20 protein-coding genes are annotated in these 24,249 nt (G+C 50.4%); 17 read left to right on the top strand and 3 right to left on the bottom strand.

Annotation, left to right across the window (positions count from 1 at the left end):
* The first annotated feature begins 64 nt into the window (after positions 1–64).
* The 5 genes from AC1DWB_RS18990 (at position 65) to AC1DWB_RS18970 (ending at position 7,011) form a co-directional block, all read left to right on the top strand.
* On the top strand, positions 65–1,786 hold the full coding sequence (locus AC1DWB_RS18990) for an ATP-binding cassette domain-containing protein (RefSeq protein WP_477542659.1): 1,722 nt from the start codon (positions 65–67) through the stop codon (positions 1,784–1,786).
* An 18-nt stretch (positions 1,787–1,804) separates the two neighbouring features.
* The gene (locus AC1DWB_RS18985; protein WP_477542658.1) at positions 1,805–3,658 is read left to right on the top strand and encodes an ABC transporter ATP-binding protein; all 1,854 of its coding nucleotides are present in this window, start codon (positions 1,805–1,807) and stop codon (positions 3,656–3,658) included.
* A gap of 95 nt (positions 3,659–3,753) precedes the next feature.
* On the top strand, positions 3,754–4,686 hold the full coding sequence (locus AC1DWB_RS18980) for a manganese-dependent inorganic pyrophosphatase (protein WP_477542657.1): 933 nt from the start codon (positions 3,754–3,756) through the stop codon (positions 4,684–4,686).
* A gap of 302 nt (positions 4,687–4,988) precedes the next feature.
* Positions 4,989–6,221 carry an aminopeptidase gene (locus AC1DWB_RS18975; protein WP_477542656.1) on the top strand — a complete coding sequence of 411 codons (1,233 nt, stop codon included), beginning with the start codon at positions 4,989–4,991 and terminating at the stop codon, positions 6,219–6,221.
* A gap of 25 nt (positions 6,222–6,246) precedes the next feature.
* Entirely contained in the window at positions 6,247–7,011 is a 765-nt protein-coding gene (locus AC1DWB_RS18970; RefSeq protein ID WP_477542655.1) for a TIM barrel protein, read from the top strand.
* A 99-nt stretch (positions 7,012–7,110) separates the two neighbouring features.
* On the opposite strand, the gene AC1DWB_RS18965 is transcribed toward AC1DWB_RS18970, so the two are convergent.
* Both AC1DWB_RS18965 and dapA read right to left on the bottom strand, forming a co-directional pair.
* The gene (locus AC1DWB_RS18965) at positions 7,111–7,857 is read right to left on the bottom strand and encodes a metallophosphoesterase family protein (RefSeq protein WP_477542654.1); all 747 of its coding nucleotides are present in this window, start codon (positions 7,855–7,857) and stop codon (positions 7,111–7,113) included.
* A 52-nt stretch (positions 7,858–7,909) separates the two neighbouring features.
* Entirely contained in the window at positions 7,910–8,776 is an 867-nt protein-coding gene (gene dapA / locus AC1DWB_RS18960) for a 4-hydroxy-tetrahydrodipicolinate synthase (protein WP_477542653.1), read from the bottom strand.
* Positions 8,777–8,891: 115 nt separating this feature from the next.
* Here dapA and AC1DWB_RS18955 point away from each other — a divergent pair, with 115 nt between their 5' ends.
* The 3 genes from AC1DWB_RS18955 to AC1DWB_RS18945 all read left to right on the top strand — a co-directional run bounded on the left by AC1DWB_RS18955 (position 8,892) and on the right by AC1DWB_RS18945 (position 13,213).
* The gene (locus AC1DWB_RS18955) at positions 8,892–9,776 is read left to right on the top strand and encodes a LysR family transcriptional regulator (protein WP_477542652.1); all 885 of its coding nucleotides are present in this window, start codon (positions 8,892–8,894) and stop codon (positions 9,774–9,776) included.
* 95 nt (positions 9,777–9,871) lie between these two features.
* Positions 9,872–11,002, top strand: a complete 1,131-nt coding sequence (locus AC1DWB_RS18950) for an ATP-binding protein (protein ID WP_477542651.1) — start codon at positions 9,872–9,874, stop codon at positions 11,000–11,002.
* A 21-nt stretch (positions 11,003–11,023) separates the two neighbouring features.
* A complete protein-coding gene (locus tag AC1DWB_RS18945; protein WP_477542650.1) occupies positions 11,024–13,213 on the top strand; it encodes a PEP/pyruvate-binding domain-containing protein in 2,190 nt (729 codons plus the stop codon).
* Here the strand turns inward: AC1DWB_RS18945 and AC1DWB_RS18940 are convergent.
* Positions 13,199–13,447 carry a DUF3951 domain-containing protein gene (locus AC1DWB_RS18940; protein ID WP_477542649.1) on the bottom strand — a complete coding sequence of 83 codons (249 nt, stop codon included), beginning with the start codon at positions 13,445–13,447 and terminating at the stop codon, positions 13,199–13,201. The genes AC1DWB_RS18945 and AC1DWB_RS18940 overlap by 15 nt on opposite strands.
* 118 nt (positions 13,448–13,565) lie before the next feature.
* Between AC1DWB_RS18940 and AC1DWB_RS18935 the strand changes: the two genes are divergently transcribed.
* The 9 genes from AC1DWB_RS18935 to AC1DWB_RS18895 form a co-directional block, all read left to right on the top strand.
* Positions 13,566–14,507 (top strand): ABC transporter substrate-binding protein, encoded by a 942-nt coding sequence (locus AC1DWB_RS18935; RefSeq protein WP_477542648.1) that lies wholly within the window; start codon positions 13,566–13,568, stop codon positions 14,505–14,507.
* Complete coding sequence (locus AC1DWB_RS18930; RefSeq protein WP_477542647.1) at positions 14,504–15,829, top strand: dicarboxylate/amino acid:cation symporter; 1,326 nt, start codon at positions 14,504–14,506, stop codon at positions 15,827–15,829. The genes AC1DWB_RS18935 and AC1DWB_RS18930 overlap by 4 nt, the downstream gene beginning before the upstream one ends.
* A 23-nt stretch (positions 15,830–15,852) precedes the next feature.
* Positions 15,853–17,568 (top strand): MutS-related protein, encoded by a 1,716-nt coding sequence (locus AC1DWB_RS18925; protein WP_477542646.1) that lies wholly within the window; start codon positions 15,853–15,855, stop codon positions 17,566–17,568.
* 151 nt (positions 17,569–17,719) lie between these two features.
* A complete protein-coding gene (locus AC1DWB_RS18920; protein ID WP_477542645.1) occupies positions 17,720–18,505 on the top strand; it encodes an HAD family hydrolase in 786 nt (261 codons plus the stop codon).
* Positions 18,506–18,530: 25 nt separating this feature from the next.
* Positions 18,531–20,075, top strand: coding sequence for a glyoxalase superfamily protein (locus tag AC1DWB_RS18915; RefSeq protein WP_477542644.1), 1,545 nt, complete (start codon positions 18,531–18,533; stop codon positions 20,073–20,075).
* Complete coding sequence (locus tag AC1DWB_RS18910) at positions 20,075–21,283, top strand: multidrug effflux MFS transporter (protein ID WP_477542643.1); 1,209 nt, start codon at positions 20,075–20,077, stop codon at positions 21,281–21,283. Before AC1DWB_RS18915 ends, AC1DWB_RS18910 begins: the two co-directional genes overlap by 1 nt.
* A gap of 166 nt (positions 21,284–21,449) precedes the next feature.
* The gene (locus AC1DWB_RS18905; protein ID WP_477542642.1) at positions 21,450–21,968 is read left to right on the top strand and encodes a sigma-70 family RNA polymerase sigma factor; all 519 of its coding nucleotides are present in this window, start codon (positions 21,450–21,452) and stop codon (positions 21,966–21,968) included.
* A complete protein-coding gene (locus AC1DWB_RS18900; protein WP_477542641.1) occupies positions 21,965–22,309 on the top strand; it encodes a hypothetical protein in 345 nt (114 codons plus the stop codon). Before AC1DWB_RS18905 ends, AC1DWB_RS18900 begins: the two co-directional genes overlap by 4 nt.
* Positions 22,287–24,249, top strand: a 1,963-nt coding sequence (locus tag AC1DWB_RS18895) for a hypothetical protein (protein WP_477542640.1), incomplete at its 3' end; no start/stop codon positions are given. The genes AC1DWB_RS18900 and AC1DWB_RS18895, both read left to right, overlap by 23 nt.

The raw sequence follows: 24,249 nt of genomic DNA, 5'->3' as shown, positions 1-24,249 counted from the left end.
TGTCAAAAGCTTCTGGGATGCAGCAGTTACCTTGTATCGGGTGGAACGGAGGCCGGTCCTCGTATTGGCGATAACCCTGCTCCTAAGCGTTCCAATCATGCCGATTGAATTATGGCTCATTCAGGAGCTGATCGATCGGATCCAAGCTTGGACAGCCCCGGAATCGATCCTGCCTATTATGATCACCGTTGGTTGGTTAGCTAGTCTCATGTTGGTGAATAACATCGTACTTGGTGTTCCGATGCCAATGGCGATGACTAGGCTGAATGAGCTGGGAGCATTGGAAGGACAACGGCTTCTATTAAGCAAGACCGCTAGGTTGCCGCTGACTACTGTGGAAGCACCGCGATACAAGGACCTGCGAGAACGGAGCTCACACATATCCCTTTATGAGCTGTACAACACAAGCCTCCATCTATTCCAAGTTTCTCTACAGGTTGTATTGCTGCTTGCGGTTGTATGGGTGTATGGACAGTGGCTCCCAGCACTCGTCATGTGCATCGCAACCCCTCTGCTGCTGATCGTTTCCGGTAATTCGGTTGTTGGCATGGAACGTGTGACAAGAGAACAAGCCTCGAGCCGTCGGATGGTTCGCCATTATGCTGGGTTAATGACAGGAAGGGAATCATCCAAGGAAGTTCGATTGTTCGGGTTAGGTGATGTGCTTATGCAACGATGGACTTCCCTGCTGGAAGCGCAGACGAAAGAGACACGAACAGCGTTCCGAGCAGCTGAACTTAGGCGACTGATGCCTCAGCTTGGGTTGGCGCTTATGAGCGCAATCATCTTGGCCTTGCTCGTATTGATGCCCGGTTCGGTCGAGTTATCTGTTGGGGAATTCACCTTGCTGTTCCTGGCCTTGAACAAGGTATTGTCGCTCCTCGACTCTATGATGCAACAAGGTGTAGCCTTGCGAAGTCATGTGATAAGGTGGGGGGATTACCGCGAATATATGGCATTGGAGGAAGCAGAAGATGCCGACTGTCTGGTCAGAGATGGCAGCGCTGAGGAAGAGGAAGATGCTTCAAGCAGTCATTTTCCTGCTGGATTGTGGCTACAAGCTAATCGATTAACGTATCGTTATGCGAATGCGACTAGTGATGCGATACACGATGTAAGCCTCGCTATTCCGATTGGCTGCCGTGCAGCTGTTGTAGGGGAGAACGGGTCGGGGAAGTCCACGTTGGTCAAGTTGCTGTCGGGACTGTATACACCTGATGAAGGAGAAGTCGTATGGCGTGATGATAAAGGCAGTCGAATCGAAAAGGCTGCTTCATCGGGCAATCGAGTATCTGCGGTTTTTCAGGATTTCACGAAGCTGTACATGACGCTACGGGAGAATATAGCTCTTGGCAAGCTGGAGGCGATTCGGCATGATCATGCCCTGCATCGTGCCTTGCAATCCACAGATGCTGGTCATTCATTCCGGGACTTGGACATTCAACTCGGAGCTTCATTCGGAGGCATCGAACCATCTGGCGGAGAATGGCAGAAGATCGTCACAGCTAGGGCGTTGGTAAGGGAAGCGGCTTTCGTGTTCTTCGACGAACCGACTGCAGCGCTTGATCCGCAAGCCGAGAAGGAGGCATTCGAGCTGTTTTTGCGTGTAACGGAACGACGTTCCGCCATGCTCGTCACCCATCGACTCGGGGCGGCCAGGCTCGCTGATCTCATCTTCGTGCTAAAGGATGGCGAATTGATCGAGCAAGGGACACATAACGATTTAATGGAACAGCAAGGCGAGTACTTCCGAATGTTCCAGCTGCAATCCGCTTGGTACGTGTGAGAAGGGGTGAATGAATACATGAAGGGCATCGTCTACCTGTTATTGCGGATAGGGCGCTCCATGCCGCTTGCAACCATAGTTTGGATCGGCATCCCCTTGTTGTTAGGCTTGCTGCTCGTTCTGTCGTATGCGGCTCAGAGAGAGCTTGTCGATTTGTTCATAACCGCCGGATCATTGGCGGGAATGGGGTGGGTGGCGCGTTTCAGCCAGGCGCTGCTCCCCTTACTGTGGATTGCCGGCATCGCCGTCGTCGCCAAGGTAATGGAAGCTATCCAGAATATGATCAATATGCGCGTACAACATAACGCATCCATGCTCGTTCAACGAGAAGTACGGAGACGGGCGCTGGATGTTCCGCTTGAACGGATGGATCAGGCTGTCTATTATGACCGCTTGCAGCGAGCGCAATCTACGGCGGAGACTCATCTGCTTGAGGTACTGCACAACGTCATTACCATCATCCGGATGCTATTCGAAGTGTTGGGGACTATTGCCGTAGCCATGCTTGCCCATCCGTTAATCGGGTGTATGCTTGTCCTAGTTTTTATCGTGTCCTTACTTATTCGTGTGGAGTCTGACTTCGTCAAGCGCCGGTTGAATCGAGACTTGACCCGGTCCGGACGCCAATCCGACTATTTGAAGGAAACGATTACGAGGTCGGAGACGATCCGGGATATGCGTATTTCTGGCTCGATCGGATATTTGATCCGGAGATGGACAGAGGAGATGCGTCAGTCGCTGACGCTACGCTCCAATGCGAATCGCAGGGAAATTCGACGGGGCATGATCGTCTCCTTGGTGCAAATTGCCGGACTATCCGGTGCGGTGGTGTGGATGCTTTATCATATGCAGACTGGAAGCGTGACACCGGGGACGCTGGTCATCGTCTTTCAGGCGATCCGACAAGCATATGGCATATCGGCCCGAATGGCTTTTCCGATCGGGAAAATATATATTCAGAGCTCCCAACTGTTGGATTTGACGGAGTTTCTGAATGAGCCGCTGGAGGCGGACAAAGACTGTGCAAAGCCCAAGGCAGAGAAAAGCACGGGAATCAGCATGGATCAGTCCCAAGCCTCGAAGGAACCGGGTACGATTGGACGTATCGAATTGGATCATGTTTCTTATGGCTATTCAGGCGGTAACGGCTCGGTGTTGCACGATCTTAATCTGGTGTTGCGACCGGGTGAGACTGTCGCGCTTGTTGGGGAGAACGGAGCGGGGAAGTCCACCCTGGTCAAGCTGCTTCTAGGCTTGTATACGCCGACAGAAGGCACCCTTACATGGGACGGCGCCGACTATAAGGCGCTCGATCCCAAGCTGCATCGGCGGGTCATGTCCGCCGCATTCCAAGATTTCGTCCGGTACGAGACGACATTGCGTGACAATGTCGCTCTCGGCTTGCCGGACGCAGCCGTGACGGACGCGGCGGTGCACCGCGTCCTGCAGGCGAGCGGCGCCGCCGCGCTTGCGCAGCAGCTGCCGGGCGGGCTCGACGCCCGGCTCGGGCTGCTGGCCGCTGGCGGCCGCGAGCTGAGCGGCGGCCAGTGGCAGCGGCTCGCCATTGCCCGGGCTGCGCTGCGTGACGCGCGCTTGCTCGTGCTCGACGAGCCGACGTCCGCGCTCGATCCGCAGCACGAGACCGAGCTGTACCGCTCGTTCCGCGCCATGGCGGAAGGGCGGACGGCGCTGTTCGTCTCGCATCGGCTCGGCTGGGCGCGTTATGCAGACCGGATCGTCGTGCTGCGCGATGGCCGAATCGTGGAGGACGGCAATCACGATCAGTTGCTCGCGGCAGACAGTGACTATGCGGCAATGTTCCGGGCGCAAGCAGAATGGTATCGAGGTGGGGAACCGTCCGCAGTTGAGTAAAATTCTATGTAAAGGGATTGGAATAAGCAGATATTCGCGATATAATCGAGATTGGAAGATCAACTATAGAAAATGATTCATGAAGGAGAATGGGAATGGAAAAGGTACTAATATTTGGTCACAAAAATCCGGATACAGATACGATTTGCTCCGCGATCGCGTATGCTGACTTGAAAACTAAGCTTGGCTTCAACGTAGAGCCGGTTCGGCTCGGAACGATCAGCGGTGAAACGCAATTCGTGCTGGATACGTTTCAAGTACAGCAACCTCGCTTGGTTGAGAGCGTTGCAGGTGAAGTGAAGAGCGTTATTCTCGTGGATCACAATGAGCGCCAACAAAGCGTGAGCGACATCGATCAGGTGCGGGTGACGGAAGTAATTGACCACCATCGAATCGCTAACTTCGAAACGAGCCATCCACTGTATTATCGGGCTGAACCGGTAGGTTGCACGGCGACGATTCTGAACAAGTTGTTCAAGGAAAACAATGTGGCTATCGAGAAAGCGATCGCGGGCTTGATGGTGTCGGCAATCGTATCGGATACGTTATTGTTGAAATCGCCAACCTGCACACCAGAAGACGTTGCTGCAGCTCGTGAGCTGGCTGAGATTGCAGGCGTTAACCTGGAGAGCTATGGCTTGGACATGCTGAAAGCTGGAGCGAATCTGCTCGACAAGACGATTGCTCAATTAATCTCGCTGGATGCGAAAGAATTCCAGATGGGCAGCTACAAAGTAGAAATCGCACAAGTGAATGCGATCGACACGAACGATGTATTGTCCCGCCAAGTGGAACTCGAAGCCGCTCTGAATGGCATCATTGCTGAGAAGGGGTTAGACTTGTTCTTGTTCGTTGTAACGGATATCTTGAACAACGATTCGATCGGTGTGGCGCTGGGGCGTTCGGCAAGTGCAGTGGAGCAAGCATATAACGCCAAGCTGGATGGCAATAAAGTAACATTGAAGGGTGTCGTGTCGCGGAAGTCGCAGATTGTCCCTGTGCTGACCGATACATTCAACAAACTGTAATCCAATCCTCCATCATAGACGAGTCACTGAATGCTTCTCTCGGTGGCTCGTTTTTGTTCACGATTCAGAATGATTATCTTCGCTGATTGTTTATCGACTCGGCAAACGCACGGCGTCAAAAAAACATCGTTAGGCGTTTATCCTTGGTTCAAGTTCAAGCGGCCTGGTCATGTTAGGCGGTTATGATTCGGTGGATTATGGGAAACCATACTTTAGCGAAGTACTGTGATGTGCTTTACACGGTTTGTGGAATCGACTATGATTTTCGATGTACTGAAATGATGACTATTGGAGGGAACAACATGAGCAATTGGGAACACAACTTGAGCAAATATGCCAAACTCGCCGTTCGTGTCGGAATCAATGTACAGAAAGGCCAAACTTTGGTCGTTAACGCCCCGATTGAAGCCGCACAACTGGTGCGCAAAGTGGCTGAAGAAGCCTATGCGGTCGGTGCCAAAAACGTACATATTGAATGGAATGACGACGCAATTACCGCCATCAAGTATAAGCAGGCGCCGGAGGAGGCATTCAGCGAATACCCGATGTGGAAAGCACGAGGTTTGGAGGAGATGAGTGACGGCGGTGCCGCCTTCTTATCGATAATTTCACCGAACCCTGATTTGTTGAAAGATATCGATCCGAAGCGCGTTGCTACGGCTACCAAGACCGCAGCCTCGGCCTTGCAGAAATACCGGAGCAATTCGATGAGCTACAAAGCCAGATGGTCGATTATTGCAATTGGGAATGAGCAGTGGGCAGCCAAAGTATTTCCGGATTTGCCGCTGGAGGAAGCACAAGCCAAGCTGTGGGACTTTATATTCGAAGCGACACGTATCAACCTGGACGATCCGTTGGAAGCTTGGTACGCACATAATGCCCGCTTGCGGGAGAAGGTCGATTATTTGAATGCCAAGCAGTATCACAAGCTGGAGTATTCAGCCCCTGGAACGGATCTATCGATTGAGCTTCCAGAAAACCATGCTTGGTTAGGCGGGTCGAAGGACGCCCAGGACGGCATCGTCTTCAATCCGAATATGCCAACCGAAGAAGTGTTCACGATGCCGCATAAGGACGGTGTGAATGGGGTAGTCCGCAGCACGAAGCCGCTGAACTACGGTGGAACAGTCATCAATAACTTCAGCTTGACGTTCGAGAACGGCAAGGTGATCAACATGACGGCGGAGCAAGGAGTCGAGACGCTCCAACACTTGCTGGATACAGACGAAGGGTCACGTCGTCTTGGGGAAGTAGCCTTGGTGCCATTCCATTCACCCATTTCCGACTCGAACCTGATATTCTATAACACGCTATTCGATGAGAATGCTTCCAATCACTTGGCGCTTGGGCAAGCGTATCCGACTAACCTTCAGGGCGGTACGGATATGACGAAGGAACAATTGACCGCAGCTGGCGTGAACACAAGTCTCGTGCATGTAGATTTCATGGTGGGTTCGGCGGAAATGAACATTGACGGCATTACGAAGGACGGCAAGCGCGAGCCGATCTTCCGGAACGGCAACTGGGCTTTCTAAGGCGCAGAGAGGGGAACCAGGCTCGATGAACATATCGCTTTGTATCGGGGCTTACAAGGGACAAGATGCGGTTTATCATCTGGAGAAGATCAAGGAGCATGGGTTCCAGGGTCTGGAGTATTACGCTTGGTGGAATTTGGATCTCCATGAGATTGTGAAGGCACAGCAACGATTAGGGGTTGGCATCATCGCAACCTGCACCCGGGAATTCAACCTTGTAGACGACACGAAGCGCGAGGACTATGTCTCAGGGTTACAAGCGACGATCGAAGCGTGCCGGATACTAGGGACGCGCTCGATCATTAGCCAGACCGGTCAAGCTATCGCTGGCGTCTCGCGGGAAACGCAGATCCGCGCTATGAACGAGACGCTCAAGCGCTGTGCCGTCTTGTGTGAGCGAGATGAAGTTATCCTGGAGCTGGAGCCGCTGAATGGGCTTGTGAATCATCCGGGGCATTTCCTGCAGGCGTCGGATGAAGCGGTGCGCATCGTGGATGAAGTCGACAGTCCGTTCGTTAAGCTGGTATTCGACGTCTATCACCAACAAGTGACGGAAGGCAATGTCATTCGGAATGCGACCGGCTACATCAGTCGGATCAATCATTACCATATCGCCGATAATCCGGGTCGGAATGAGCCAGGGACAGGCGAGTTGAATTATTTGAATATACTTAATGCCATTAATCAAACGGGTTTCGATGGTTTCGTCGGGTTGGAATGCGGATATACCGTCGATACGGATATTGCCTTACAACAATTCAAGACTAACCTTTTATCGAAGCTGCAGTAAATTGTTTCTAGTCTATTAGCCCCGTCACCCGTCTGTGGAGTTATCCAAGACATGGGTGCCGGGGCATTTTGTTGCTTCAATGACTAGGACGTATGTGTTCTAAACAAGTGATTGCTCCAGCTTGGCATCATAAGGATAGCTGGCCGTTCTCAAGGCATATTCGAATGAATCGAGATCCGGCATGTCGAGCTCACGTGCAATCCGAATAGCCTTCTCCCAATCGTATTCCACTCGGCGCAATTGGATCGCGATCTGATTCCTATCCAGGTCGACGATTGCATAACTGGCACGGTTATCTCCATCGAATGGCATGCCGATACTTCCGCTGTTCACGACTTGTCTCCCTCTGCATGTACGGACGAAAGCGTGGTGAACGTGACCGAACAGCACCAGCTTCGTATGTTCATGCTTGTACAATCGATCGATTTCTTCGAGAGAAGCCCAAGGGTATGTGATGTCGTACAATGTGTGTGGGGAAGCATGATACAGCTCCGTAGGTATTCCTTCGAATTCGCAACTTAACCCTGTAGGCAGGGTGGTTAACCAATGCTGGTCTTTCATAGAAATCCGGCTCCTGTCATAGTTGAGCGCACGAAGCTGCACCTCTTGCTTATGATTGTTCGGGGTCCATTCCGGCTTGAGGAACTTATCATCATAATTGCCGCGAATCGTTACGAATGGATTCAAGGACCGGACCATCTCGATACATTCGACTGGCTGCGGTCCCCGCATCACTATATCGCCCAAACATACGATACAATCAGGACTTTGTTGTTTCAAATCTTCGATGACTGGTTCAAACGCTGTGGCATTGCCATGCATATCAGAAATAACTGCAATTCTCATCGGATCTTTCCTCCGTAATCAAATCTATTAGTTCCTGATATACAATATACAGTCATTGCAGAGACTTCATCAACTCTGCACTGATCTCGGTCATAGGCAAGCGAAGTGTTCCAGATTGTATAATACCTCGATACTCGAGCAGCCATTTGATCGGAGCAGGATTCGGTTCACGATAGAGCAGCTCAATCAGTGGAAGCAACCGATTGAATGCCGCTCGAGCCTCGTCGATCCGGCCAGCTTGATAGGCTTCGTATACTTGGACAAATTCCTCAGCAGCAACACTGGACGAAGCTACGATTCCGCCTCGCGCACCAACGCAAAGTGCGGCATAGAAGTAAAGATCCTCCCCGCACAGCACGGGCTTAGTCTGGGCGCGAGATAGCTCGATCAACTGGCGGATGCCGCCAGAGCTGTCCTTAAGACCGATCACATTCGGTATGGCGAGAATGGACCTGAGCGTATCGATGGACAGTTCAACGCCAGTTCGGTAAGGGATGTTGTAGGCAATCACAGGAATTCCGACCTCTGCGGCTCTACGATAATGCTCGATAATGCCGGCAGGAGCTGGTCGATTGTAGTATGGAGCGACGATCAGAACGGCGTCTGCTCCCCATGCAAGGGCTTGCTCTGTTTTGCGGACAGTCGAGGCGGTATCGTTGGTGCCTGTTCCTACGGTAATGGGAAGCGCGATGTGTTGCTCAGTCATCACACGTTTCGTCTCGACGTATAACCGCTCAACTTCTTCCCAAGTTATGGTGGGTGATTCCCCGGTTGTCCCACCAATGACAATCCCGTGAATGCGATGTTTGAATAATTCGGACAAGTATGTCCGGTAGGAGGGGAGGTCCAGATCTCCGTTCGACTGGAAGGGCGTTATGACAGGCACGTGAATGCCTCTTAATTGTTCGGCGATCAACATTATTGTTCACTCCTTGTGGTTGAATTGCTCCCAATATAGCATGGATTGTTGCATCGGAGTTATCTATAATGATTGATATACAGTATCAATAATATTGATGAATGGACGGAGAGAGATGGACCTGAATTACTTCATAACGTTTCGCGAAGTTGTGAAATGCCGAAGCTTCACGAAAGCTGCCGAGGAGCTGGGATATGCCCAGTCCAGTGTGACTACCCAAATTCAGAAGTTGGAGCAACTGTATGGCGTGCCTTTATTCGAACGGTTCGGTCGCGGCATACGATTGACTTCAGCTGGAGAGGCTCTGTTGAAGCTTGTTCTCCCCATGTTGGAGTTGTATGCGGAGTCCAAGGAGACGATTGGTAGTCACGTAGCCGGGAACTTATCCATTGGTACAATTGAGTCGTTGGCAGCTTTTTACTTACCCCCGTACTTGCAACAATGGCAAGCTGAGTTTCCGCGCAATCATCTATCGCTCTTCACTGTGAATGAAGCGGGGCTTGTGGATCAAGTGAGGGATGGCAGCTTCGATATGGGCATTCTGCTGGATCGGAAGGCACAATACCCTTTGCTGGACTGTATAACACTTCGTGAAGAGCCGCTTGTAATCGTAGCAAAGCCGGGCCACCCCTTAGAACAGCTATCAGTCCTCACGGTTGCGGATTTGCAGGGACAGTCGTTTGTCGTTGCGGAAGAAAGTTGTCTATACCGATCATCGTTCGTCAAGCTGCTTAAGGATAGTGGGGTGGACTTCCGGATTTCCTTCGAGCTGGGCAGTCTGGAAGCGATCAAGCAATGTGTGTTGTACGGCTTGGGAATTGCTTTGCTCCCACAGATTGTCGTTTCCGACGAGGTCAGGAAAGGAGCATTATCCGTTCTTCCTTTCACTCATCCTGAGCTGAGGTTCTACATTCAGCTTGTGTATCACAAAAAGAAATGGATGTCCCAATCGCATACCGCTTTTATGGAGATGCTTCATCCAACTACAGTCCGAGAATGATCGAATGTTCTGGACTGTTTTTTTATGCAATGATATAATTACGATATAGCGTAATACGTAATTACATAAAACATTTGTCTGTGGAGGTATTTTTGATGACTAGAGATTACGGGATGGAGATCGACGTACTACAGGCACAAGTAGCGGAGATAAAGCAACTCATTGAGCAATTGAGCACAAATCCGCCGAACGTGCGGACAGTATCACAATCCTCCCCATTACCACTTCACTCACAGCCACCATTACTCGCGACTGGTGTGGAGGAGGTTAGAGGTTCGGTTCATTACTCCGGACAACTAGCTAGTAATGAGCGGAGCGTCCGCTGGGAGCCGCAAGAACGACAGCTTCAGGATGTATTACAGACGAACAGCGAGAAGGCAGCTAAGGTGCTGGCGGCTCTCGGCCACGAGATGAGGTTGGATATTTTGATGGAAATCATGAAGGAGCCGCTGACTGGGATCGAACTTGTCGAACGGTTGAACATGGGGACGACCGGGCAGTTGTACCACCATCTAAAAGCTCTGGCCGGTGCTGATCTGTTGACCCAGGAGGAGCGTGGGGGGCRGTATGTCATCTCGAACGGACGAACACTCCCGCTCGTGCTGTTGTTGGCGGCGGTTAACGATGTACTGGATACGAGTGACTTCATCGATATGACACAAGCACGCAATCAGGCTTCTCGGTATTTGGGTCAAGAGATTGAAGGAGGTCATGACGTTCATCTGCTGCTCTGGGCGGTGATGGAAAACTCCATACTCGAGCATCGAGCCGGATATGGCTCGGAATTGAGGCTCTTCCTACACCTGGACGGAAGTGTCACCGTTGCCGATAATGGCCGAGGAATTCCGGTTCAAGTCCTTCCACGAACAGATAAACCGATCGTACAGACGATTCTAACGGATATGCAAAGTCAAGGGAGTGGTTATGTGGCACCGGGGGGCGAGAAAGGCATAAGCATTGCTGTTGTGAACGCTCTATCTCAGGCTTTGACGGTAGAAATACGCCGCGAAGGTAAAGTATTCAGGCAGCAATATCGCAACGGAATTCCACTGACAAGTGTGCAGGTTGTCGGCGCTACTAGCGAGAGTGGAACGTCTGTAACGTTCACCCCAAGCCCGGAATTGTTTCATTCCTGCTTCAACCTAGACAGACTCGAGCAGCGAAAGTCAGAGCTGGCAGCCGATTATCCGAATTTGCAAGTTGTGATCGAGAATGACAGCCATTGATGATAGGGGAGGGTTTTTGTGATGATCTACGAATTGCATGATGAGGGAGTTACAGTTTCACCTATTGATGTCGGGTATAAGGCCTTCCGCTTGAAACAGCTGGTGGACTTGGGCTGCAACGTACCGGAAGCATTGCTATTACCCCGCACATGGTTCACTTCACGATCCTACACCGGAAGTTATGCTACAAGCCTCTCGAAGCTTGCTGATGAACTTCCACACAGACTCCCCTCAACGAGCGGGTGGGCGATTCGGTCGTCCTCGCTTAGTGAAGATGGTTCACAGGTTTCGCTCGCTGGAAAGTATGTGACGATGATGATCCAGCATGCGAATCAACTTCCAGATGCGGTTTCAGCTGTGTTGGGCTCCGACGAGACAGGAGAAGAAATGAGTGTAATCGTACAGAAGCGCATTCCTGCTGACTTGTCGGGTGTCATATTCTCTGTCAATCCCATAGCACCGAGTAGGGGACCAGTTATAGAGATTGTACAAGGAAGCGGAGAACAGCTTGTTAATGGACAAGTGACGCCCTGGACATACAGGAATGGAGGTTGGGTGGATTCGGAATCCCCGGAACCGATCTCACAGGAATTCACGGATCTGCTCCTTAATCAAGCGCAACTGCTTCGTAACGAGCTTCAATATGAAGTGGATCTTGAGTTTTGTATAGAGGGAGAGTTGATCTATTGGTTACAGGTGCGACCTATCACTGCACTTCAGTGCACCTCAAAAATGTCGGATGATTCTGCTCGTATGCCTGGACAATGGTTTTTACTCGATCAGTGTTCAGAGCCGGCAACTCCGCTAGATCGGACGCTGGACCCAAGCGGCCTATTCCACTCCGAACACTGGGATACACAGTTTGTTGGTTCGTATCCATACATCATGCCGAAGTTCACACTAACTGCACCCAGTCATTCCGATTCCTTATCAATATGGGAGGAATGGTTGCACATTAACAATAAATTCGAGCCAGTATTCGACCAATATATACAGGAGGATTTGACTGCAATTCCGATTGAGGCTCTATGGCAACGATTGCAGGAGCGAATCGACAATTTCCGAAGCTGCTGTTCCGCCTATATGAGCCGGGAATGGCTCAAGTTACGTCGTGATCTCGGGAAGCGGTTGCGAGAATACATCAGAGTCGCTAATGGTGAGCAGACGAATGTGGAGGTCGAGCTCAGCTCGCTCTCCGCAGGACTGGATACGATTACGACCCGTAAGCATGAACAATTGAACGCCCTCATCCACGACGCCCGACATACGGTTGATTTCCATCTTATCGCGAAGGACATCGAGCTGCATCCGCACCATCCATGGGTACTTCGTTTCCGGCAATTCATCGATCAGTTCGGTTATGAAATCCCGCATCCAGCGCTTGTCAGCTTGCCATTATTACGTGAAGATCCAGGAAGTTTAATGACATTAATTATTTCCGGATTGGAAGCGGGTAGAGAAGAGACCGTCAATGTACGGCTGCAGAATAAGGAATGGCAATTACGAGCCGCACAATTACAAGCCGAAATACCAGAGTGTGACCGAATCCCGTTTATGACGTGTTTGATCGAGTTCAGACAGGCGATGCTGCGTACAGAAAACGATGATTATTTGTTGAGCAAGGGAGCAGCGTCAGTAAGACTCTTATTGCTGGAGCTGGGGGAGCGACTGAAACAGTCCGGCTACCTGGAGCATAGTGACCATATTTTTTATCTATTTGCAGAGGAAATCAATCAGCTTGCAGGTGGGATTTCGATTCGTGTACATGACCAGATTCGACTGAGAAGGAGGGAATTACGGATAGCTCGATGCTGCATTCCAGCTCAAGTTCTGCAAGATGGTAGGGAGCTGGAACGATCGGTAGATATTGAGAAGCGGGATCGGATCATAACAGGCCAGACCGCATCAGGAGGAGTGGCTGAGGGGATCGTATTCATCGTGGATAATCCGTTGGATCGTGCGATATATAGCCGGATGACAGCGGAATCGATTATTGTGACATCCATCTTGTCGCCAATTCTTACATCTAACATCATTTCGGCTGCAGCCATCGTAACCGAGACAGGCGGGTTTCTTTCACATGGAGCGATCTACGCACGGGAACAAGGCATCCCCGCTCTAGTGGCTGTTACCGATGCGARGAAATTGCTGCGTCATGGGGATCGAGTTGTTGTAGACGCGAATGCCGGTCGAATCTTACTTGTTCGTTAATCGAATTCGCAATTTCTTGCGATTCTTGTTCTTGTCGTCACCTTGATCGTCTTCCTCCTGCTTCGCTTCCTTCTCCTCGTGAAACTGTACATTGGATTGACCGGTAATATAGTCGAACGGGGTATACCGGCTATCCGGAAGTTGCTTGTTCTTAATCATCTTGACTACGATAATACCGAGTAATCCGATGATCGGTACGATGAGAGACAGGATGGCGTATAACGTGAAATCCATTTTCATCCACCTTTTTTACTTATTTTGTCTTATAATGCTAGTATACGTGATTCGTTGTTCGGTCGTTTCACTACATGTGGTTATTTCCATCTATTCTTGATAAAAAGCAGGTGTACTTTTGCAAAGGCAACGTCGAGTAGTAACCGTATTAGTCATGACTATGATTATTTTATTCTTCTTTAGTAGTTTCCAAGGATTACGTACTTTATTTCCCACTCAGGCAGCCGAATCGGCTGCCTCTTCGGCTGTGACAGGGGGTAATGTGACCGCACTAACACAGCCTGCGACGTCAATCCCAGACGCGGGGGCGGCTTCCGAATTGTCAGCGATCATCGCTCGCGGGAAGCTTGTCGTGGCCATGTACTCGCAAGATCGACCTCCATTTTTCTATAAGGATGAACAGGGCAGACTCGTAGGCAGTGATGTTGTGCTGGCTCAAGACATGGCGAAGCAATTGGGGGTTACCGTTGAATTCGATCGCAGCGCCCAGTCATTCGACGAGGTCGTTAACATTGTAGCGCAGGGGAAGGCCGACATCGCGGTATCCAAGTTGAGTGTGACGTTACCGAGAGCGCTTAAGGTCAGGTTTACAGAGCCATACATCGTACTGAAGCAAGCGTTGATTATTAATCGGACACAGCTGGCCCTTACGAAGCGGGAGAATCAGGATATCATTCAAGTCGTGAATAAACTGCATAGTCGTATCGGAATCATGTCGGGAACATCCTATGTTGGTTTTGCCAAGCAACTGTTCCCGGATGCAGAGCTGGTCACGTATACTGACATGGAAACGATGATGCGAGATGTCGCGGAAGGCAACCTTCTGGCCGTGCTATACGATGAGAATGAAATCAAGAAATACATATTCGAAAAGCCGGAGCGGTCCATCGATCTGAAGATCTCGATTCTGGAGGAGAAGGAAGACCTGATCGCGATCGCGGTGGCACCGCAGAACACGCAGTTGTTGTACTGGATGAACCTATATTTGAAGCTGAATAAAGTGAATATGAGCATAGACAAGCTGCTTAAGGACTACAACCAGCTCAGGAGGCCCTCGTGAAAACATTTCGGATAAGTTCAGTGCTGAAGTTGAAGTGGATGAAGACGACTTGGGCCATAATTGGCGGACTGGTCATCGGTGCATTGCTGGGCTTGTTGAACAAGGACCTGGCTCTACGAATAGCTCCTATCGGAGATATGTACCTCTCTTTCTTGAAAATGTGTGTCATTCCGATCATGATTACAGCGATCGTTCCTAGCTTGGGGCGACTCATCCTCACAAGTGGAACGTCCCAATATTTGAAACGAATGATCGTTTTCTTCGTCGTTATGCTGGCTAGTGTTAGTGCGCTCGGACTGTTAGCTGGCTGGATCGGTCAACCGGGGTCAGGCTTGTCCAGTGAAACGCGTGCTGTGCTGGGACAAGTGCTTGTGGACTCGGAAGTCAGCGGCAGTGGAAGCGGGTCAGGTTCGACAATCGGGATCGCGCAGTTTTTCCTCAATATGATTCCTTCTAATATTTTCGGTGCCATGGTGGAAGGGAACAGCTTGCAAATTTTATTTTTCTCGATGATATTCGGCATAACTGCTGGATTCGTACCATCGGCCAATAAGAGTGAGATGCTGTTCGACGTGATGGAGCATATATTCAAAGTGTTTCAGAAGGCGATCGGCTGGACGTTATACGTATTACCGGTTGGATTGTTGTGCATTATGGCTGGACAGATCGCCCGTACAGGTGTTGAAATGATGCTGGCGATGGGCAAGTTCGTGCTCGTGATATACGGAGCGTCGATCGTCATGATGTTAATCAGCGCATTACTGATCTCGATTCGCTTGCGAATCTCTTACTTGCAGACTTGGAAGGATTTGCGGCAGACGCTCATTATCGCATTCGGAACACGGAACAGTATCGCTACGATGCCATCGATTCTAGAGGTACTGTTGAACAAGTTCCACCTGGAGCAACGGACTGTCAACCTGGTCATCCCATTGGGTATTATATTATGTCGATTTAGCATGGTGCTCGTGTTCTCGCTCTCGCTTGTGTTTATATCACAACTTTATTTTATTCCACTTGGATTTGACGGGATTGTAATAGCCTTGGTCGGTTCCGTGTTGGCAGCTGTTGCAGGAGCTGGAGCGCCTGGAGTTGTGTCGCTCTCGATGCTGTCTATGGTAGCAGCGCCGTTAGGGCTGCCGTCTAGTGCCGCCATCATCCTGTTGATCGCCATCAATCCCATTATTGATCCTATTATTACTACAGCAAATGTCCATCTGAACTGTGCGACGGCGGTATGGATCGCGAACCCAACCACGATGCAGCATAATCCCGATTTCCCGGTACAGGAATCCCCGCAATCAGCTGTACATGCGGTGTGACTATATAAGAGAGGAAGATTAGGATGCAGTACGCCCCGGTCAGCTTGCTAAGTCCCTTGACGTCGACGGAAGCTGGAGTTTTTCGTCTGACAGAGGCGCAATGGGAACAATTGGACATGCTCAGTATTCTTCGCCTGCTCAAGGTGAAGGGAGCCAAGGAGAATGCATTAAAAGAGTTATTCGCCCAACCGTCTACGGATATTCCYGTCTTGGAATACCGGCTTGATGTGACAGAAGATTTGCTGGCATATGATCAATTGGTTACTTGCTTCTCTGCGCTCATACCGGACATCAGCGAATTGACGGAAAGTACTGTAATGCGAAGTCCTGAGACCGACGATCTGATGAAGGTGGTATGGAGATTTCGTGAGCTTGAAATGTATGTCAATTGCATGAGTGCTTTACGAGAAGCGTTCTCAAGCATTCCTGAGGGCGTGCTCCGCTCTGATGGTTTGCTGAAGCTGAGGCAGCGGCTGTCGGAAGAAATGCAATCCGATTCATTCATTAGGCTGGAGCAAGAAGTTTCTAGACTCAAACCAGGACTTGATCGCATGTCCAGTGTGACGATCGGTATCAATCTGAATGGTCAATTGGAACCGGTACAAGCTACGCTCTTGTCTGTGAATGAAGAACGGTTCGAGGATGGCAGCTCCATGGTTAGTAAAATGTTATCCTTGATGAACTGGTCTTCGGGTTTGAGCACCATGCATTCGCACCCGGATTTTATCAAGGACAACTCTGTGCTCAGTAAGGATTTGAACGGATTGAGGGCGATCATGTTCCGTGATCTGAAGCGAGTGCTGAAGGACGTGCTTCGTCCCTTTGAGAAGCTTCTTGCTGATTATACCCGGCTGAAGACGGAGTGGCTCGGACCATTGAAGGACGAGCTCACCTTTTATTTGGCTGCAGTAGGCTATGTGAAGCGATTACGCGAGACGGGCATGCCCATATGCCGACCTAAGCTTCTTCCGATGGAACATCGGACTTGCCGGATTCAAGGGTTGTACAACCCCGCGCTAGCGATACGCATGGCCTCAAGTCAAGGATCGGGACTTAACGATAAGACGTCGAACATCATAACGAACGATATATCATTTGACGATGAAGGCAGGTTGTACTTATTGACCGGGCCGAATTCTGGTGGCAAGACCACATATGCGCAAGCCATCGGTCAGATTCAAGCGTTAGCCCAGATCGGGATGTATGTTCCGTGTACGGAAGCCGTGCTCAGTGTTACAGATGGTATCTACACCCAATTTTACGTGGAAGAATTACCCTTTATGGAGAGTGGGAAGTTGGGCATAGAGTCAGGCGGGATTCGGGAAATGTTCACCAAGGTGACTCGACATAGTCTGATTTTGTTGAATGAAACGTTTTCTTCTACGAGCCCCGGGGAAAGTCTCTACTTAATGAAAGACCTCGTAATTGCGTTCCGGATGGTTGGTGTTCGTGGGGTCATTACGACGCATCTGCATGAGCTGGCCGCATGTGCCCAGTCGATGAACGACGAAACGCCAGGAGATAGTACGATTGTCAGCCTAGTCTCTGGTGTTGTTCGCGAATCGGATTGGAATGAACCCGGTACTGATCCAACTGAGGCGTATCACAAGAGATCCTACAAGATCATTCCCGGTCCGCCACAAGGACTTAGCTATGCACGGGACATTGCAGGAAAATACGGCATTAGCCTGGAGCAACTCAAAGGGCTGTTAACAGAKCGCAATGTGATATCGGGTTAATAAGAGATGTAACATACCGCTTAGCTTGGGAGGTCCGACGAGGGCAAGCCCGAGCTTCTTTTTTGGCTTGTTAGCGTGTCCCAAAAATGAAACTGTCCTAGACAGGGGCCTCTGTTATAATAAGGTATACGAATGAATGGGGTGGCACAAGATGATCAGACTGGCAGCATTTGATGTAGACGGTACGTTGCGGGACCGGGACTACTTACCCGAGTCGACCAAGGCGGCCTTGAATAAGCTTAGAGAGCAAGGAATTACACTTGTATTGTGCACCGGACGCAGTGAGCATGAGATGGCTTCCCTGCGAGAAGAGCTTGGGATCGATTGGGCGATCACATGCAATGGCAGTCACATTGGGTATCGGGGGAGAACGGTATTCGGCCAACAATTCGAGACGGACACCATACGCCGTTGGTTGAATGCTGCCCAGCAGTTGAATCATACGGTTCTTCTGTATGGGTCAGAGCGGATGTTTATGAATCAACCTGCAGACGCTCCTTATTTTGTTCAAGCCCAGCAGGAAATCGGCTTCATGGAACCGGATTTATTGGACATTACACAGCTTCATAATGTGACGCTCCCGGATGTGTACCAATGTATTTTATTTTGTGGTGAGGAGGATGAGTCATCCTATCTCAGTGGAGAGACGGAGTCGTATTATCAGCACCGATGGCGGACATGGGCATTGGACTTGAATCCGGCGGGAATGAATAAAGCGGTTGGTCTGCTGCAGCTGTTGGACCATCTGGGAATTGCTCCAGAAGAAGCGGCGGCATTCGGTGACGGCTTGAACGACATGGAGATGATCCAAGCCGTAGGAGTGGGCATCGCCATGGGCAATGCGACGGAGGAATTGAAGCAACGGGCCAGACATGTGACCCAATCGATTCATGAAGACGGAATCTCCTACGCCGTCGAGACGTTTATATTGAAATAAGTAGAGACAGGAGGGAGGATTACGAATGGAAGACATGATGAACCGAATTACGTCGGCCACCGCAGCCTGCTCTTGTGGGAAGCATAACGCCATTACTTTGGACCAGGTCGTGGTTGATCGTGATGCGTTGTTGCAGGTGGCGGACTATCTCAAGAACTATGCTTATGAACAAGTAGCTGTCGTTGCGGACGCGAATACGTATCAAGCTGCAGGACAATCGTTGATCAATAACCTCACAAGTGCGGGTATCCAAACCGTGCTTAGTATAATTAAACCTGATACACAAGGGGATGTAGTGGCCGATGAGATTTCACTTGTGCAACTATTGCTGGATGTCCCCCATCAGTCGATCGATGCGATTGTAGCCGTAGGATCCGGGACGATCCATGATCTGGTCCGGTTCGCTGCCTATAAGATGGGCAAGCCATTCATCTCCATTCCGACTGCACCTTCCGTTGACGGGTTCACGTCTGTTGGGGCACCGCTTATTATCCGCGGGGTGAAGACGACCATCCCGGCTATCGCACCGGTTGCGATATTCGCCGACCTGAATGTGTTGATGGAAGCACCTCAGCGCTTGGTTGCGGCCGGATTTGCCGACATGCTGGGGAAGACGACCTCGTTATTCGATTGGCAATTCGGCCATCTTACCGCAGGTGAACCTTATTGCCAAGCAGCGGCACGGATCACGAGCGATGCGCTGGAAGCCTGTGTGCAACATGTATCCGAGATCGGCAGCCGCAGTGAGAACGGAATTCGCCTGCTGATGAATGCGTTGATCGAGTCGGGTCTAGCGATGCTGCTGTTCGGGCAATCTCACCCTGCCTCCGGAGCTGAACATCATTTGTCCCATTATTGGGAGATGGAATATTTGAAGCTCGGACGTAAGCAACAGTTGCACGGTGCCAAGGTGGGCATTGCTTGCATCGAAATCTCCAAGCTGTATCATTCGCTCGCAGCTTCACAATTCATGCATGCTTACCCGGAGGAAGTACTTTCATTATTGAATCACATTCTCAGTCTGGAACGTATCCGCGACTTGCTGGAGCAAGCTGGAGGGCCAGCTGCACCTGAGGCGATCGGGATTGATCGGGAGTTGCTGCTGCGCAGTCTGACTGAAGCTCACCGCGTTCGGAATCGATATACGTTATTGCGAGCCTATAATGAGAAAAAGGCGGCGGATGCAGCACGGAGCCCGGTCATCCCGATTTTGCGAATATTCGACGAGGAGAAGGCGAAGGACTTCTACATCGACTTCTTGGAGCTGCAGCTCGACTGGGAGCATCGTTTCGAGCCTGGAACGCCGCTTTACATTCAGGTTTCGGACGGCGGCCAGCTCGTTATACATCTGTCCGAACACCATGGAGATAGTACGCCAGGATCGGCGATACGAATTGAAGTGCAGCATATCGACATGTGGCATGCCAAGCTGTTGGGCAAGGCATATCGCTATGCCCGTCCGGGTGTTGAGAGTACCCCGTGGAATACGAAGGAAATGTGCATCCAGGACCCATTCGGCAATCGCATTATTTATTATGAGCGACAAGGTGAAGAGAGGGAACGTTCGTAATGAACCAATCGGAAGCTATGTTGGAACCGCCTTTGCGACTAAGACGGTTATGGATTGCAACTGTACTTGGTTCTTTATGTGCGTTCGGCCCGCTGTCCATCGATATGTATTTACCAGCTCTACCTGCCTTGACAAACGACCTGAGTACGACCACATCGCTGGCTCAGCTTAGCTTGACTGCCTGTTTGCTTGGATTGGCGTTAGGCCAAATCATTGTTGGGCCATTAAGTGATGCTCATGGTCGGCGCAAGCCGCTCTTGTTGGCTATGATCGTCTATATGGTCGCCTCCATTATGTGCGCGCTTGCTCCCTCCATAACGGTTCTGATCATAGCCAGATTCATTCAAGGAGCGGGAGGCGCTGCCGGGATCGTCATCGCCCGGGCGATTGTTAGGGATATGTACGCCGGTACGGAGTTGACCAAATTTTTCGCTTTGCTGATGCTGGTGAACGGAGCGGCTCCTATTCTTGCTCCAATCTTCGGCGGTCAGCTGATGAAGGTCGTGCCTTGGCAAGGTGTATTTGTCGTCTTGTTCGTCATTGGGATCATCATGTTCTTGGCTGTCTTGTTCGGTTTGCCGGAAACGTTGCCCGTCGAACGACGCTCTACAGGGAAGATCAAGGATACGCTAGCCACGTATCGCAGGTTACTGACAACTCGTTCATTCATGGGATATGCCTGGTCGCAAGGATTGGTGATGGCCGCCATGTTCGGGTATATCTCCGGGTCGCCATTCGTGCTGCAAGAGCTGTTCGGTGTGTCACCGCAAGGTTTCTCTCTGTTCTTCGCCATCAACGGCGCAGGTATCATTATGGCCTCTCAGATTACGGGACGATTGGCTGGACGCGTTCAAGAGTCCAAGCTGCTGCTTACAGGCTTGAGTCTGGCTGCATTAGCCGGAGCTAGCCTGTTAATCGCCATAGTCAGCGGAGGGGGGCTAGTTGCTGTAGCGATCCCACTATTCTTCGTCGTATCAAGCGTAGGGATCGTCGCAACGACCAGCTTCTCACTGGCTATGCAGCATCAGGCGAAGTCCGCGGGTAGTGCGGCCGCTTTACTTGGGCTGCTGCCATTCATCTTCGGCGCTACGGTTGCTCCGCTTGTAGGGCTGGGAGGCAGCCTGACCGCTTTACCGATGGGCATCGTCATTGCCGCGGCCGATATTGGAGCGTTCGTCTGTTATTGGTTGCTCGTCAAGCGGGGGTAATTTTTGTGAGTACTGCGAACTAGTACAGCGTAATAGCCAAGCCACAATCCGCATTGAAAGATGCGGATTTTATTATGTTCATCTTGCAACCTGTTGAGGTTAACAGGCATCTGTATAAGAGTGGAGAGAGGGGGAAGCAAGTCTGGATGTCGTACAGGGATTACGAGTGGGAGACGAAGAAGCGCTTCGATCGGTAATCGAGCTGTATGGCGATTACTTATTACGGACGGCCTTTTTGCTTCTTAAGGATCGCGGGGCTGCAGAGGAAGCGGTTCAAGATACGTTTATCACAGCCTTTGACAAGATCGGACAGCTGCAACAGCCCGAGAAGCTGAAAGGCTGGCTAACCCGGATTGCCATTAATCGATGTCGCATGAAGCAGCGAAGGTGGGACTGGAAGCACTTATTCCCTTTTGCCAGGATGGAACCGCTCGTCGATAAGCATATGTTATCTGAGACGGAGGAGCAATTCATGCTGGAATGGCGCAAGGAACGGCTGAGCGACGCCATTCATAAGCTGACCTACATATACCGGGAAGCGATTACGCTCTACTACTATAACGAGATGAGCATTCAGGAAATTTCCGACTTTATTCATACGAATGAGAATACAGTTAAGGCCAGGTTAGCCCGTGGGAGGACCCAGTTAAGGGTGATTTTAGAACAAGGAGGCGTAGAGAGGTGAGCATGGATAAGGTATCGATAAAGGATCGGCTGGAGGGAGAACTGAATGAGCTGGGATTGCAATTTGAACAAACGACACTCGTATTAGATCGCACGCATCCCAAGACATGGAAAGCCCGAATCGCAGCGTTCTGGAATAAAGAAATTGTGGACGTTCCCATTGCCCCGCTTGGAGCTGCAGCTGCAATCCTTCTCACTCTCTCTGCCGTTAACTCAACCAAACAAAATCCGCATGAGGATGGTATTCAGAAAGGGCAGTTAGTCGAAGCGGGGGGCAACACTTACTGGAAGGATGACTATGAAAAGGCGGTAGCGCACAATGAGAATCAAAATAAAAGTTAAACATGTGGTCCTTCTCAGCCTCGTCATCTGTCTAGTCATACCGTTATGCACACGAGTTATTTTCCCTCAAGTGGGATTGTTGCTGGCCCGTCATGAGTATGTAACCGGTGAAGACGTTGGTAAAGTTCATTTGCTGGAGGCTATCGACAATGCGGCTACCAAGCGGCAGAAATGGGAACTGATTCGCACATACATGATTGAGCCCGGTCCTGACAAGGCGACTGGAACAAGAAATTACGATATCTTCATAAGTCCGGGCCTCACACAAGTGAATTATTCCGCTGCCAGGCAAACGTTTAGCTGGGAGGAGAAAGTTCCGTATTTGCAGCAGTATGTTCGAGGAGCTGAAGCTAATGGCTACTTGTCCCGCTCGGCTCAGCAGTTGGCCTATTATTATAACAGCGAGGGTCAGCTTGAGCAGGCCGTGCAGGTGTTGGAGATGGCTGAAGGGCGGTTGGTAGGAGAACGCTATCGATCTCAGCGGAGCGAACTAATGCTGGAGCGGGGCAAGTTGTATGCGGAGCATGTCGAGGATCAGAAGGCCGAACAAGTGTTTCAGGAGCTTGAAGCTACATTAGAATCCAATAACAGCTACCTGAAGGAAGGGATTGCCAAGGTTCGGGAGCAAATTACCCAGCGTCGAATAGATCAAGATCCATCGAAAGTTAATGACATTAATAATATGACATCCCGCGTTTCAGGAGTGGTTAAGCGGGTTGATGGACAGCCGCTTGCACGAGTTAGTGTATTCCTTCGTGATGAGAAAGCTGTGAATCGAAGTGTATTGGAGTCCGATCCGTATCAGACCATTACCGACTCTGAAGGGAGATATAGCTTCAACGGTGTTGCTTCAGGCAGCTATCAGTTGAGTATCGGCGTGAAATTCGATCAGATCAGCGGTTGGATTTGGCCGGTTAACAATTACGATTGGATTGACATCAGGGAATCCGTGAACTTGAATCAAGATATTGTGCTGCAGCCCTTGCTAGAGCTGATATCACCTGTCAATCAACAGAAAGTGAAGGGACCGAATATCCAGTTTCAGTGGCAGCCTGTTACCGGAGCGGCTTACTATTCGGTTCAGGCCTCAATGCCAGTGAAAAGTGGTTCCTTAAGCGGACTTCTTCGCACCCATATTACCGACACGCATATTCAAGTTCCTATCGAGGAACTGTACGATTTGAAGATGGGTGTATCGTTCGGATCGTCCGGGGACTTGTCTTCGGTTGAACCAGCATCGATTCTTGGCTTTGCTTCTGTTGGCAGTCGGTTTTCCTGGAGTGTAGAAGCTTATACAGCGAACGGTAATCTTTTGACGAAAAGCGGAGGGTATCGGCTGAATGAAGACTCAATCGGTAATTTGCCGTTTTTCACTCTAGCAGAACGCACCTTGACTCTTGGAGATGAGCTCTTGCTGAAGGGGCAAGTGCGGGAGGCACTCGACGAGTACCGCAGCGAACATGCGAACAAGCCTAATGATGTACATGCACTTCGTATGATTATTCGAATTCTACAAGCTGAAGCCGCGGTTATGGGCCGTAAAGAGAAGCCTAGTGCGGCCATACCCTACTTATTGGAGATCGTGAGGATTCATCCGGCGGAATCGTACTGGTTCGATCTGGCTTATTCGGCCTATGAGTTGCAAGATTGGGCTAGTTTCAACAAGTGGTATGCACAATATGAGCAGGCTATGAAATATCCCGTGCCGTCCTATGTTCAGTCCATTCAAGCAACTGCTCTGATGAAGCAGGGCAGAACGACTGAAGCAGAGAAACAATTCGAAGCGGCTATGAAGAATGATCCAAGCCATCGATTTGTCGGCAACTATTTGGCAGTGATGCTGTACAACAAGCAGCCGTTCGATACTGTCATACAACAAGCTCATAAATATCCGGAGCGGGCATTCGGCGGCCAGGCAGTACCTTGGGAAGGACTCATCC

Source organism: Paenibacillus sp. P4_E11 (assembly GCF_056401635.1).
The sequence above is the reverse complement of the archived record's forward strand: the minus strand, read 5'-3'. Positions and strand labels throughout refer to the sequence as shown.

Coding starts and splice junctions, on each gene's coding strand:
- AC1DWB_RS18985 (WP_477542658.1), top strand. CDS start 1,805: ATGAAGGGCATCGTCTACCTGTTATTGCGGATAGGGCGCTCCATGCCG.
- AC1DWB_RS18980 (WP_477542657.1), top strand. CDS start 3,754: ATGGAAAAGGTACTAATATTTGGTCACAAAAATCCGGATACAGATACG.
- AC1DWB_RS18975 (WP_477542656.1), top strand. CDS start 4,989: ATGAGCAATTGGGAACACAACTTGAGCAAATATGCCAAACTCGCCGTT.
- AC1DWB_RS18970 (WP_477542655.1), top strand. CDS start 6,247: ATGAACATATCGCTTTGTATCGGGGCTTACAAGGGACAAGATGCGGTT.
- AC1DWB_RS18965 (WP_477542654.1), bottom strand. CDS start 7,857: ATGAGAATTGCAGTTATTTCTGATATGCATGGCAATGCCACAGCGTTT.
- dapA (WP_477542653.1), bottom strand. CDS start 8,776: ATGTTGATCGCCGAACAATTAAGAGGCATTCACGTGCCTGTCATAACG.
- AC1DWB_RS18955 (WP_477542652.1), top strand. CDS start 8,892: ATGGACCTGAATTACTTCATAACGTTTCGCGAAGTTGTGAAATGCCGA.
- AC1DWB_RS18940 (WP_477542649.1), bottom strand. CDS start 13,447: ATGGATTTCACGTTATACGCCATCCTGTCTCTCATCGTACCGATCATC.
- AC1DWB_RS18920 (WP_477542645.1), top strand. CDS start 17,720: ATGATCAGACTGGCAGCATTTGATGTAGACGGTACGTTGCGGGACCGG.
- AC1DWB_RS18915 (WP_477542644.1), top strand. CDS start 18,531: ATGGAAGACATGATGAACCGAATTACGTCGGCCACCGCAGCCTGCTCT.
- AC1DWB_RS18910 (WP_477542643.1), top strand. CDS start 20,075: ATGAACCAATCGGAAGCTATGTTGGAACCGCCTTTGCGACTAAGACGG.